At 64.5% G+C, this 12,299-nt stretch carries 11 protein-coding genes; 5 read left to right on the plus strand and 6 right to left on the minus strand.

The features are described from left to right. Nucleotides 1–3: 3 nt before the first annotated feature. Complete coding sequence (rpsP, locus tag sphst_RS03220) at nt 4–429, plus strand: 30S ribosomal protein S16 (RefSeq protein WP_031396325.1); 426 nt, start codon at nt 4–6, stop codon at nt 427–429. A 234-nt stretch (nt 430–663) separates the two neighbouring features. After that, nucleotides 664–1,206: a ribosome maturation factor RimM gene (gene rimM, locus sphst_RS03225; RefSeq protein WP_043158490.1), complete on the plus strand. Its 543-nt coding sequence runs from the start codon at nt 664–666 to the stop codon at nt 1,204–1,206. A gap of 65 nt (nt 1,207–1,271) precedes the next feature. Here the strand turns inward: rimM and sphst_RS03230 are convergent, their stop codons facing one another. Next, entirely contained in the window at nt 1,272–2,177 is a 906-nt protein-coding gene (locus tag sphst_RS03230) for an NAD(P)/FAD-dependent oxidoreductase (protein WP_107045138.1), read from the minus strand. Between the two features lie 363 nt (nt 2,178–2,540). Between sphst_RS03230 and trmD the strand changes: the two genes are divergently transcribed. After that, nucleotides 2,541–3,266 (plus strand): tRNA (guanosine(37)-N1)-methyltransferase TrmD, encoded by a 726-nt coding sequence (trmD, locus tag sphst_RS03235; RefSeq protein ID WP_107045176.1) that lies wholly within the window; start codon nt 2,541–2,543, stop codon nt 3,264–3,266. 2 nt (nt 3,267–3,268) lie between these two features. Next, a complete protein-coding gene (rplS, locus tag sphst_RS03240) occupies nt 3,269–3,661 on the plus strand; it encodes a 50S ribosomal protein L19 (RefSeq protein WP_031395442.1) in 393 nt (130 codons plus the stop codon). A gap of 480 nt (nt 3,662–4,141) precedes the next feature. Here the strand turns inward: rplS and sphst_RS03245 are convergent, their stop codons facing one another. From sphst_RS03245 to sphst_RS03260, 5 genes are all read right to left on the minus strand, one after another. After that, nucleotides 4,142–4,684 carry a pseudouridine synthase gene (locus sphst_RS03245; RefSeq protein ID WP_107045139.1) on the minus strand — a complete coding sequence of 181 codons (543 nt, stop codon included), beginning with the start codon at nt 4,682–4,684 and terminating at the stop codon, nt 4,142–4,144. A gap of 94 nt (nt 4,685–4,778) precedes the next feature. Next, nucleotides 4,779–5,783, minus strand: a complete 1,005-nt coding sequence (locus sphst_RS20270; protein ID WP_159043489.1) for a hypothetical protein — start codon at nt 5,781–5,783, stop codon at nt 4,779–4,781. A gap of 270 nt (nt 5,784–6,053) precedes the next feature. After that, complete coding sequence (rpoD, locus tag sphst_RS03250; RefSeq protein ID WP_031393714.1) at nt 6,054–8,081, minus strand: RNA polymerase sigma factor RpoD; 2,028 nt, start codon at nt 8,079–8,081, stop codon at nt 6,054–6,056. Further along, nucleotides 8,081–9,943 carry a DNA primase gene (gene dnaG, locus sphst_RS03255; RefSeq protein WP_031393713.1) on the minus strand — a complete coding sequence of 621 codons (1,863 nt, stop codon included), beginning with the start codon at nt 9,941–9,943 and terminating at the stop codon, nt 8,081–8,083. Before dnaG ends, rpoD begins: the two co-directional genes overlap by 1 nt. 238 nt (nt 9,944–10,181) lie before the next feature. Continuing rightward, the gene (locus sphst_RS03260) at nt 10,182–10,634 is read right to left on the minus strand and encodes a GatB/YqeY domain-containing protein (RefSeq protein ID WP_031393712.1); all 453 of its coding nucleotides are present in this window, start codon (nt 10,632–10,634) and stop codon (nt 10,182–10,184) included. 140 nt (nt 10,635–10,774) lie between these two features. Here sphst_RS03260 and carA point away from each other — a divergent pair, with 140 nt between their 5' ends. Then, nucleotides 10,775–12,049, plus strand: coding sequence for a glutamine-hydrolyzing carbamoyl-phosphate synthase small subunit (carA, locus tag sphst_RS03265; RefSeq protein ID WP_056405544.1), 1,275 nt, complete (start codon nt 10,775–10,777; stop codon nt 12,047–12,049). Nucleotides 12,050–12,299: the final 250 nt, after the last annotated feature.

Consider the following 12,299-nt stretch of genomic DNA (forward strand, 5'->3'; position numbering starts at 1 on the left):
ATCATGGCAATCAACATTCGTCTCGCACGTGGCGGCTCCAAGAAGCGTCCTTATTACAAGATCGTCGTTGCCGATGCGCGCAGCCCGCGTGATGGCCGCTTCATCGAGAAGATCGGCAACTACAACCCGCTCCTCGCCAAGGACAACGAGCAGCGCGTGCAGCTCGACGCCGATCGCGCGAAGCATTGGCTGAGCGTCGGCGCACAGCCGACCGACCGCGTCGCCCGCTTCCTCGACGCGGCAGGCGTTCTTGAGCGTTCGGCACGCAACAACCCGAACAAGGGCAAGCCCGGCGAGAAGGCCACCGAGCGCGCTGAAGAGCGTGCGACCAAGGCGGCTGAAGCTGCTGAGGCGGAAGCAGCGGCAAAGGCGGCACCTGCTGCCGACGCAGAGGCACCTGCTGCCGAGACTGAAGAAGCCGCTTCGTAAGATCGTCTTCCTCGTCATCCCAGCGAGGGCTGGGATCCAGAGCCAGGGACGGCAGCGTCCTCGGCTCTGGATCCTGGGTCTAGCCTAGGATGACGGCTTGGGGTGGGCGATGTCCGCACCCGAATGGCGGTTCATGCGTTCTTTGTCGGTCCATCACCCACAAGGAGCGCATGATGACCCCCGATCCAGATCCCAGAACAGCCCCCGCACCCGAGGACATCGAAGATGCCAGCAATGAAGGCGTCTCCGCCGACGACCCCGCAGAAGGCGCCGACGACACCCCCGGACCCGACACCGGCTCCGCGCAGGGATAAGGTTACGCTCGCCGTCGTGATCGGCGCGCACGGCATCGGCGGCGAGGTGCGGCTGAAGGTCTTTGCCGAGACCATGTCGGGCTATAAGAGTTTCAACGACGGTACGCTGACGCTCAAGTCGGCGCGCCCTGGCAACAACGGCACGATTGCCCGCTTTGCCGAAGTCGCCGATCGGAACGCTGCGGAGGCGATGCGCGGGACCGAATTGACGGTGCCGCGATCGTCGTTGCCGCCGCTCGAGGATGGCGAATATTACCACACCGACCTGATCGGGCTCCCCGTCGTCTCGACAGATGGCGAGGCGATCGGGCGCGTTGTCGCGATCGATAATTTCGGTGCGGGCGACGTTATCGAGATCGAACGGCCGACGGCCAAGCGGTTCATGGTGCCGATGCGCGTTGAGGCGGTTCCAGAGTGGGATGCGGAACGACTCGTAGTCGAGGCGTCCTTCGCTACCGAATAGTTCCTTCGAACTTATTGCTCGCTCACGAAGGCGGGATCCCCGCCTTCGCGGTGAGGCATCCGAAGTCAGCGCCGGATCGGACGCTGTTCCGACAGCATGTTGCGGATGGTCGTGGCGGCCACCCCGGCTTCTCCCATCGCGTGGCTGATCTGGTCGAGCCCCTTCACGACATCGCCCGCCGCGAACAGCCCGGGGATCGAGGTGCGCTGGTGGTCGTCGACCTCTAGGCAGCCTTCGTCCGTCGCACGTGCGCCGGCGGCGACGGCAAGTTCCGACCGGATGACCGAGCCTAACGCCGGATAGACGCTGTCGAACGACAATCGCCCGTCGACCGTGTCGAGCGCGAACCGGTTGTCTTCGATCGCGTAATTGCCGCAGGGGCCGCCGACGCGGACGATACCGGCGTCGTCGAGGGCCGCCTCGCAGGCGGGATCAAGATCATGGCCGCCGTCCGGGGCGATCAGGGTGACGTCGGCGGTGTAGCCGCGCAGGAACAGCGCCTCGCGCATGCCGTGGTCGCCGGTGCCGATCACGCCGACGCGCTTGTCGGTGACCTCATAGCCGTCGCAGATCGGGCAATAACGGAGCAGCCCCGCCTCAAGGGCCTCGTCATGAAGCGCGTCGGGCATGGCGGGGCGGTTGTTGACGACGCCCGTCGCGAGCAGGACGCTCCGCGCGCGGGCGCGGCGGTCGCCGAGGCGGATGGTGAAGCCGTCGTCGTCCACCTCGATCGCATCGACCCGCGCGGCCTCGCGTACCGCTCCATAGGTCTCTGCCTGGGCCAACATCCGGGCGAGGAGGTCGGTGCCGCGGATGCCTTCGGGGTAGCCGGCGTGGTTGTGCGTGCAGGGGATCAGCGCGGCGCGGCTGCTGCCGCAGTCGAACAGCCGGATCGAGAGGTGGAACCGCGCGAGATAGATCGCCGCGGTGAGGCCCGCGGGGCCGGCGCCGATGATGATGCAATCGTCCATCCCGCTATAAGCGCGGCGCGGCGAATCCGTTCCGGTGGCGAAACGCTCGATCGCTATCGCAAGCCGGGCGTGGGAGTGATAGCGGCGTGCGGCATGAGCTATTGTCGTTGGTCGGAAGGCGATCTCCACGCCTATGCGTCGCACACCGCGGACGGGGTGCGCCGGTATGTCGCGCAGGTCGCCGATCCTGCCGTCGCGCGGTGCGGGGTGGAGGCGGAGTATGTCGAGGACAGCGCCGACGCGTTCCTTGCGCGTCTGAAATGGCTGAAGGCGCGGGGGTGTGAATTTCCCGCCGACGTCGTGCCCCAGGTCCTCGCCGCGGCGCAGGAGGAGGCGCGGCTGGCGCGGCTGGCGGCGGGCGAGCTGCCCTGGGCGGCGACGATCGTGACGCTGTACCCCGAGATGTTCCCCGGGCCGCTCGGCACGTCGCTAGCCGGGCGGGCGCTGGGGGAGGGGCGGTGGTCATGCGAGCCCGTCCAGTTGCGCGACTTCGCGACCGACAAGCATCGCTCGGTCGACGACACGCCGGCGGGTGGCGGCGCGGGGATGGTGCTGCGCGCGGACGTGGTCGCCGCGGCGATCGACAGCGTCGCGGACGGGCGGCCGGTGCTGGCGATGACGCCGCGCGGCAGGCCGCTGACACAGGAGCGCGTCCGTGAGCTCGCAGCAGGCCCCGGCGTCACCGTGCTGTGCGGGCGGTTCGAGGGGTTCGACGAGCGCCTGTTCGAGGCACGCGCCATCGAGGAGGTGTCGATCGGCGACTATATCCTGTCGGGCGGCGAGATGGGCGCGCTGGTGCTGCTCGATGCTTGCATTCGGCTGCTGCCCGGCGTAATGGGCGCGGCTTCTAGTGGGGATGACGAGAGCTTCGAAACGGGGCTTCTCGAATATCCGCACTATACCCGACCTCAGATATGGGAAGGGCGCACGATCCCGCAGGTGCTGCGATCGGGGGATCATGCGAAGATCGACGCATGGCGCAAACGCCGCGCGGAGATCGATACACGGTCACGGCGACCGGACCTTTGGGAGCGCCATGAGGGCGCTCGGGTCCAGTCGCCCTCTGGCGCGCGGCGACACGAGGACTGACTATGAACCTGTTGCAGACGATCGAAGCCGAGAACATCGCGAAGTTCCTGGCCAACAAGACGATCCCCGATTTCCGCCCCGGCGATACGCTGAAGGTCGGCGTGAAGGTCGTCGAAGGCGAGCGCACCCGTATTCAGAACTATGAGGGCGTGTGCATCGCGCGCTCGAACAAGGGCATGGGCAGCAACTTCACCGTGCGCAAGATGAGCTTCGGCGAGGGCGTCGAGCGCGTCTTCCCGCTCTACTCGCCGAACGTCGATTCGATCGAAGTCGTCCGCAAGGGCGCCGTGCGTCGCGCCAAGCTGTATTACCTGCGTGGCCGTACCGGCAAGGCAGCGCGTATCGCCGAGCGTCGCGACATGCGCCCCGCCAAGGGCACCGCAGCCGCCGAGTAATCGGGTCCTGCGAGACGCGATCGAGGGCGCGGGGGCGATGGTCCCCGCGCCCTTTTTCGTGCGCGCCGTCCGGCGTCCGGCAGAGGTGGCGGCGGGGGCGGGGGCCGCGAATGTTGCGAATGTTGAGACGATAACGCGTTTTTTCGCGCGGGGGAGACGACCCCCTGTCGGGCATGAGCCGACGGCCGCGGAGGCGGGGGTGCGAGTCGAGGCTGGATCAGACCAGGCCATGCGGGCAGGCTGCGCTTTTTGCGGCATTTTGGCCAGCAGCGTTCCTTACAGCGGGCCGGGTGGTGACGAGCGCCATGGAGGGCCGCCCTCGTGACCCTGGATCCTGACGTTCGTCAGGATGACGGCGTGGGAGGGGCGGCGGCGCTTGTGGCCCTGGGTTCTGACGTTCGTCGGGTTGACGATGTGGGTGGGGTGGTGGCCTGTGTGGTTCGAGGGCCGCGGTGTTGAGGCGGGCGGCGCGGGGCCGGGTCAGGCGTCGCGCCAGCGGCCGGGGGCGAGATCCGCCAGGGTCCAGTCGCCGATGCTCCAGCGGACCAGCCGGAGCGTCGGGTGGCCGATCGCGGCGGTCATCCGGCGGACCTGGCGGTTGCGGCCTTCGCGGATCGTGATCCTCAGCCAGCAATCGGGGATGCTCGCGCGCACGCGGATCGGCGGCACGCGCGGCCAGAGATCGGGCGCGGCGATGCGTTCGACCCCGGCGGGGCGGGTGGGGCCGTCCTTCAGCACGACGCCGTCGCGCAAGGCATCGAGCGCGGCCTCGCCCGCCTCGCCCTCGACCTGCACGAGATAGGTCTTGGCCAGCTTGAACTTCGGATCCGCGATCCGCGCCTGGAGGCGGCCGTCGTCGGTCAGCAGCAACAGCCCCTCGCTGTCCCGATCGAGCCGCCCCGCCGGATAGACGCAGGGCACATCGACGAACTGCGACAGCGTCGCGCGCGGCGTCGGCGACTTCGCGTCGGTGAACTGGCTGAGGACGTCGTAGGGTTTGTTGAAGAGGATCAGGCGGGGCATGGCGGGGCTTTAGAAGGAATGTCGACGCGGTTCGACTGCTATTCCTCCCGTTTCTCATGGGGAGGCTGTCAATTCATAATTCTATGGCTTCATTTCATCTGAAATAATCATAAATATAATTTGAAGCGATATTTAACAATATACTGATTACAGGTAGCATTAGCCAAGCGGCTATAGTTGTAGATGCAGAGGCTCTTGCCTTTTGGTAATCATCAAAGCGCCTTTCATCCCCAGTCGTTAGCAAAATTATGGTCGGTAAAATATTATGCGTAAGTCGTCTCATAAAAAAGACTGCCATTTGACCCTTGGTTGAAGACAATATAGCCATTATCGCGATCGCTAACGCCGCAGATGATAGCGGGGCAGAGAGGGTGTCAGGATAATCAGGGTGCCTTGCCCCGTAAAACGCAACAAATGCTGCAAGGCCTATAGTAGGCGTATTATCAATTGTATCTTTCAATAGGCGCCAATTTCTCACAAGCCAGCTATTTATCTTAGTCTGTGGCATCTTGCGGAGTTGGTTAAACCACTCTTCGGCCGAGGATATAAACCGCTGAGCCGTTATGAAGTCAACAAAGTCGACGCTTACGCGACAAGTTCGCCAATTTCCGCCAAAAGCTATCAGAAAGTCTAAAAGGCCGGTGTCTGGTGTCATCCTCTCATCGGGGGCGATAACCGGGAGAGAAGAGTCTAATGATATATTAATTACCATTCTCTGGGGTGCTACCAAATTTGGCAGTTTCATCAGCATCTCTATGCGTAAAACAACCTCAGACGTAATTATGAATTCGTTTGTTTGGAATCGCTTGAAGTGCGCCCAAGAGCTGTGTCGCATAGTACGTGCGTCAGCAGTTTTGATAACAATAGTCACGGTCGGAGCGGTTACCGTATCGATAACGTCAATCTGCTGCATTAGCATAGTGTAGAGCCGATCTATGTCGGCTTGATCGATTAGAACGCTACCATTTAGAAGTTTTGCTAGGTTCTCCGTTTTACCTGTTACGGCGTGATAGATCGCCTGTAGTGCTGTCATTGGTAAGTCGTCTAAGGAAACCGCAGCATTCGTATTTGGGCCCGTTACCAGGTCATTATCAGCCATCGTGTACCCCCCCCGTCACTAGACAGCACCATTGAACGATTTAGTTCGTTTACGGAAGGGTTAAGGTAAGGCCGGTCAAATATGCTAAGTAAACGCTCGGCACTAGCGACACTCTTAGCTCAAAATCTAGAGTAGTCGGGCGATCGGCGCTATCTACGTGCGAACTGAATTATCAAACTTTGAGGTCGCGTCGCCTCGATCAGCATCGAAAAAAAAAGGCCGCAGTGTTTCCACCGCGGCCCGTTCGTTCGATCAGAAATTCCGCAACCCTTACTGGTCGAGGAAGCTCCGCATTTTTCGGCTGCGGCTCGGATGCTTGAGCTTGCGCAGCGCCTTCGCCTCGATCTGGCGGATGCGCTCGCGGGTGACGCTGAACTGCTGGCCGACTTCCTCGAGCGTGTGATCGGTGTTCATGCCGATGCCGAAGCGCATGCGCAGCACGCGTTCCTCACGCGGGGTGAGGCTCGCCAGCACGCGCGTGACGGTTTCCTTGAGGTTGGCCTGGATCGCGGCATCGACGGGGATGATCGCGTTCTTGTCCTCGATGAAGTCGCCGAGATGCGAATCCTCCTCGTCGCCGATCGGCGTTTCGAGGCTGATCGGCTCCTTGGCGATCTTCATCACCTTGCGGACCTTCTCGAGCGGCATGGAGAGGCGCTCGGCCATTTCCTCGGGCGTGGGCTCGCGGCCCTGCTCGTGGAGGAACTGGCGGCTGGTGCGAACCAGCTTGTTGATCGTCTCGATCATGTGGACCGGGATGCGGATCGTGCGCGCCTGATCGGCGATCGAGCGGGTGATCGCCTGGCGGATCCACCAGGTCGCATAGGTGCTGAACTTGTAGCCGCGGCGATACTCGAACTTGTCGACCGCCTTCATCAGGCCGATATTGCCCTCCTGGATGAGATCCAGGAACTGAAGACCGCGGTTCGTGTATTTCTTGGCGATCGAGATCACGAGACGCAGGTTCGCCTCGACCATTTCCTTCTTGGCGATGCGCGCCTCGCGCTCGCCCTTCTGGACCATGTTGACGATCCGGCGGAACTCGGTGAGCGCCATGCCGGTCTGCTGCGTGATGTCGGCGATCTCGGCGCGGATGCGCTCGACCGCCTCGCTCTCGTTGGCGACGAACGCAGTCCACTTCTTGTCGACCTTGTTGACCGTCGCCAGCCAGTTCTCGTCGATCTCGTGACCGATATAGCGATCGAGGAAGTCCTTGCGCGGCACCTTGTGGCGCTCGGCGAGGCGCAGCATCTGGCCGCCCAGCGCGGTCAGGCGACGGTTATAGGCGTAGAGCTGATCGACGAGATATTCGATCTTGGCGTTGTGGAACTGGACGCTCTCGACCTCGGCCGTCAGCTCCTCGCGCAGCTTCTGATACTTGCGCTCGTCGGCCGCGGAGAAATCGCCGCCGATGCCCATCGCGTCGACACGGGCTTGCTGGATCTTGCTGAACTTCTTGTAGAGCGCGGTGATGTTGGCGAAGCGCTCGAGCGCGATCGGCTTGAGCTGTTCCTCCATCTGCGCGAGGCTGAGGGTGTTGTCCTCCTCCTCGTCGTCCGACGCGCGCGGGGCGCGGCGCTCGCCGTCCTCGTCCTCGTCGGCGGACGGCTCTTCGGGCTCGGCCTCTTCCTTGAACGAGGGGCCGGCGTTCTTCTCGCTGATCTCGCCGTCGTCGGCCTCGCCGTCCTCGGCCATCGCCTCGGGCGCGGGATCCTTCGAGAGCATCGCGTCGAGATCCATGATCTCGCGCAGCTGCATCGTGCCCTCGTTGAGCGCGGTCGACCAGTCGATGATCGCGTTGAAGGTAATCGGCGATTCGCACAGACCCAGGATCATCGTGTCGCGACCCGCCTCGATCCGCTTGGCGATCGCGATCTCGCCCTCGCGGCTGAGCAGCTCGACCGCGCCCATCTCGCGAAGATACATGCGGACCGGATCGTCGGTGCGATCGACGGTCTCCTTCTTCTTCTCGATCGCGGGGCCTGTGTCGGCTTCGGCGTCGGCGGCCTCGGGCTCGTCGTCGTCGTCCTTGGCGGGCTCGGCCTCGCCTTCCTCGCCGGCTTCGTCGTTGTCGACGATGTTGATGCCCATCTCGCTCAGCGCGGCGCTGATGTCCTCGATCTGGTCGGACGACATCTCGCCCTGCGGCAAGGCCTCGTTGAGCTGATCATAGGTGATGTAGCCACGCTTCTTGGCGCGCGCGATGACCTTCTTGATCGACGCATCGTTCATGTCGATCAGTGGCGCATCGCCGGTGTCGTTCGTCTCGGCGGGTTCCGCCATGTTCGCCTTAGCCATCAATCGCCCTCGGTACCCAACGCTCGGGCGTCTTCGTTCGACTGTACAAGATTTGCAAGTCGGACTTCCAACGCCTGTTTCTCTCTTACCATTGCCACTTGTCGTTCGAACGCATCTTCGGTGAAGTGCGTCTGCATCGCCGCGGTCGCCTGTTTGAGCGCCGCATCGACCTCGGGACGCGCGACCATGATCGCGATCGCCTCGTCTAGGTCGGCGCGGACGCGGGCGGGATCGGCCGTGGTCTGCGTGAACGAGTAGGGCATCGTATCGGCTCGCAACAGGTCACTCGCGACTGAATTGAAACCGGACCTCGCCAATATGGTGAGCAAGCGGCCGCTATCAAGCTTCTGGTCCTCAAGTGCAACATCGACGACCGCCTCGAACAGCCGGCCGAGTGCGCCGTCGATGAGCTGGAGCGGCCCCAGCACCTCCATGTGGCGGGCGATCTCGACCGGATGGCGGATCAGCCCGGCGAGCACCGCCTTCGCGAGCACGCGGTCGATTCCGGTGGCGAGGAAGGCCTTTGCGTCCTCGGTGACCGGCGCGGAAGGCGGCTTCCACCCGCCCTTGGGGCGTTCGCCGCGGGGGACGAAGGGCTCGCGGACGGGTTTGAAATGCTTGTAGAAGCGGTCCTTGAACTCGGACTGATATTCCTGCTTCACCGACGCGTCGCCGATGCCCTCCGCAAGCTCGTGGAGGCGGCGCTTGAGGCCGGCGCGCTGTTCGGGGGTGTCGAGGGCTTCGGCGGCGACTTCGGACGCCCAGAGGCGGTCGACGAGCGGTTCGGGGGCCTTCAGCAGCGCCTCGAACGCGCCGGGGCCGCCCGAGCGGACGAGGTCGTCGGGATCCTGACCCTGCGGGAGCGTGACGAAGGCGAGGCTGCGGCCGGGGGCGAGCAGGGGGAGCGCGCGGTGGGCGGCGCGCAGGGCTGCCTTCTGGCCGGCAGAGTCGCCGTCGAAGCAGAGGAGGGGGACGTCGACCATCCGCCACAGCCGTTCGAGCTGTGCCTCGGTCAGCGCGGTGCCGAGCGGGGCGACCGCTTCGCCAAACCCGGCCTGGGCGAGCGCGATGACGTCCATGTATCCTTCGACGACCAGGACGCGGCCGGACTTGCGCGACGCGGGGGCGGCGCGGTCGAGATTGTAGAGCGTGCGGCCCTTGTCGAAGAGCGGGGTGTCGGGGGAGTTGAGATATTTGGGCTCGCCGCCGTCGAGCACGCGCCCGCCGAACGCGATCGTCCGGCCGCGCGGATCGCGGATCGGGATCATCAGCCGGCCGCGGAACCGGTCATAGGGATCCTTGCCCTCGACGTTGATCAGCATGCCCGATTCGACGAGCATCGGGTCCCCGTACGTCTTGAGCGCGGTCTTGAGCTTGCCGCGGCTGTCGGGGGCGAACCCCATGCCGAATGCGCGTGCGGTCTCGGGCGTGATGCCGCGGCGGTCGAGCAGCGCGCGGGCGTCGTTGCCCGCGAGGCCGTTCAGCTGCTCGACGAACCAGTCGGCGGCGTCGGACATGACCTCGTGCAGGCCCTTGGCGCGTTCGGCCTTGGCGGCGGACTGGCGGTCCATCGCGGGCATGTCGAGCCCGGCGGCCTGGGCGAGCTCCTTGACCGCATCCATGAACGGCAGGCCGCGCTGGTCGGTCATCCACTTGATCGCGTCGCCATGCGCGGAGCAGCCGAAGCAGTGGTAGAAGCCCTTGTCGTCGTTGACGTAGAAGCTGGGCGTCTTCTCGTTATGGAACGGGCAGCAGCCCTTGTGCTCGCGCCCGGCCTTGGTGAGCTTGGTGGTCTTGCCGATCAGCGCCGACAGCGACGTACGGCCGCGCAGCTCGTCCAGAAATTGCGGGGTCAGGGCCATGCGCGCGAGTATAGCTCGGTATCACTGTTGGGGTGATACCTGCAATCCGAAGAGGAGAAGAAGCAGGGTTTGTTCGCGCGGAGGCGCGGAGGCGCGGAGGGGGTGCGTTCGCCGGGAGCGGGTGCGCACCACTATCGCCGCGCAGCGGCAGATAAGAGCAATATTTGCGCTGACGCGCAGCAGAAGCCCCGAGCGCAACCCCCTCCGCGCCTCCGCGCCTCCGCGCGAAAAAATCTTCTTAAGACAGCGCCGCCTTCACCAGGCCACTCGCCTTGCTCATGTCCAGCTCGCTCGCGTGACGCGCCTTCAGTTCGGCCATGACGCGGCCCATGTCCTTCATGCCGGTCGCGCCGAGTTCGTCCTTGATCTTGAGGATCGCGGCCGTCGTTTCCGTCTCGTTCATCTGCGCGGGCAGGAAGCGTTCAATCACCGCGACCTCGGCGGCCTCGGCGTCGGCGAGTTCCTGGCGGCCGCCGTTCGAAAACATTTCGATCGACTCGCGGCGCTGCTTGACCATCTTCTGGAGCACTTCGATCACCAGCGCGTCGTCGCTTTCGGGCGCCTTGCCGGTCCGCGCCTCGATGTCGCGGTTCTTGATTGCGGCCTGGATCAACGAGATGGCGTTGCGGCTCTCCTTGTCGCCGGCCTTCATCGCGGTGAGCTGCGCGGCCTTGATGTCGTCGCGAATCATATACGGGTCTTTCAGGCGGTTCGGGATAGCCGGACGCGATAGCGCGTCGAGCCAAGGTTTAACAGATTGACGCTGCGGCACGCCGGCCTTAGCGGACACCACTTAGCGACATCGTCAACGTAAAGAGAGTGCCCAGCCTGATGGCCGACGCCCAGCCTACACCCATGTCTTCGGCAAAGCCCGCCGGTGCGACCGGCGTGCTCGTGCTTGCCAATGGCGACGTGATCTGGGGGCGCGGGTTCGGCGCCGAGGGCGAGGCGGTCGGCGAAGTGTGCTTCCACACCGCGATGACCGGCTACCAGGAGGTGCTGACCGATCCGTCCTTCGCCGGGCAGATGATCTGCTTCACCTTTCCGCATATCGGCAATGTCGGTGCGAACCCCGACGATATCGAGGCGGACGACCCGCACGCGCTGGGCATCATCGTCCGCGAGGACGTGACGCAGCCGTCCAGCTTCCGCGCGGTCGAGGGGCTCGATGGCTGGATGAAGCGGCATGCGCGGATCGGCCTGTCGGGGATCGACACGCGCGCGCTGACGCGGCGGATCCGCGTCGGCGGCGCGCCCAACGGCGTGATCGCGCATTCGGCGAGCGGCGAATTCGACGTCGCCGCGCTGCTGGCGATGGCGCGGGGCTGGCCGGGGCTCGAGGGCATGGACCTCGCCAAGGGCGTGTCGACCGAGATGCATTATGGCTGGGGGGATCAGGCGCCGGGCGGCACGTGGCGGCTTGGGTTCGGCTATGGGGAGAGCGGTGCTTCGACTGCGCTCAGCACGAACGGGGAAGGGGATGCGTCGCCTCAATCGTTCGCGCCGGGCGAAGGCGATGCCCCCGTCGCGAGTGCGGCCCGCCCGCATGTCGTCGCGATCGACTATGGCTCGAAGCGCAACATCTTCCGCAACCTCGTCGCCGCCGGCGCGAAGGTGTCCGTCGTGCCCGCCACCGCGACCTATGACGAGGTTATGGCGCTCGCCCCCGACGGCATCTTCCTGTCGAACGGCCCCGGCGATCCCGCCGCGACCGCCGAATATGCCGTGCCGGTGATCCGCGAGCTTCTCGAGACGGGCAAGCCGCTGTTCGGCATTTGTCTGGGCCACCAGCTGCTCGGCCTCGCGGTCGGCGCGACCACGACCAAGATGTTCCAGGGCCACCGCGGCGCCAACCATCCGGTCAAGCGCCTGTCCGACGGCGCGGTCGAGATCACCAGCATGAACCACGGCTTCTCGGTCGAGCGCGACAGCCTGCCGGCGAACGTCCGCGAGACGCATGTGTCGCTGTTCGACGGGTCGAATGCGGGGCTCGAGCTGACCGACAAGCCGGCGTTTTCGGTGCAGTATCATCCCGAGGCCAGCCCGGGGCCGCAGGACAGCCTGTATCTGTTCGAGCGGTTTGTGGGTCAGCTGAGGAACGCATAATGCAGGCGCTCCCCCCTCCAGCTTACCATTGCGTGCAAGCGGCGGACGTAAAATCAGGGTCATCATTCCTAATAGTAAGCGGTGACCCGGCTCAGCTCTCTGCGTTTCTGACCGAAGCGAAGAAGCAGCCGCAATGGACGGTAGAGGCGGACGCTACTGCCAAAGGTATTCGGTTCGCCAGACTGCGCGCTGGTATAAACATTCCCTACCGATCTGTCGGTGGCCTGATCTATTCCGCCCAAACGCGTCA

This window comes from Sphingomonas sp. STIS6.2, assembly GCF_000732685.2.
GTDB lineage: Bacteria > Pseudomonadota > Alphaproteobacteria > Sphingomonadales > Sphingomonadaceae > Sphingomonas > Sphingomonas aerolata.

Excerpts from the sequence above, each read along its gene's own strand:
- rplS (WP_031395442.1), top strand. The coding sequence starts at position 3,269 with ATGAACCTGTTGCAGACGATCGAAGCCGAGAACATCGCGAAGTTCCTG.
- dnaG (WP_031393713.1), bottom strand. The coding sequence starts at position 9,943 with ATGGCCCTGACCCCGCAATTTCTGGACGAGCTGCGCGGCCGTACGTCG.
- rpsP (WP_031396325.1), top strand. The coding sequence starts at position 4 with ATGGCAATCAACATTCGTCTCGCACGTGGCGGCTCCAAGAAGCGTCCT.
- sphst_RS20270 (WP_159043489.1), bottom strand. The coding sequence starts at position 5,783 with ATGGCTGATAATGACCTGGTAACGGGCCCAAATACGAATGCTGCGGTT.
- sphst_RS03230 (WP_107045138.1), bottom strand. The coding sequence starts at position 2,177 with ATGGACGATTGCATCATCATCGGCGCCGGCCCCGCGGGCCTCACCGCG.
- rimM (WP_043158490.1), top strand. The coding sequence starts at position 664 with ATGAAGGCGTCTCCGCCGACGACCCCGCAGAAGGCGCCGACGACACCC.
- carA (WP_056405544.1), top strand. The coding sequence starts at position 10,775 with ATGGCCGACGCCCAGCCTACACCCATGTCTTCGGCAAAGCCCGCCGGT.
- rpoD (WP_031393714.1), bottom strand. The coding sequence starts at position 8,081 with ATGGCTAAGGCGAACATGGCGGAACCCGCCGAGACGAACGACACCGGC.
- sphst_RS03245 (WP_107045139.1), bottom strand. The coding sequence starts at position 4,684 with ATGCCCCGCCTGATCCTCTTCAACAAACCCTACGACGTCCTCAGCCAG.
- sphst_RS03260 (WP_031393712.1), bottom strand. The coding sequence starts at position 10,634 with ATGATTCGCGACGACATCAAGGCCGCGCAGCTCACCGCGATGAAGGCC.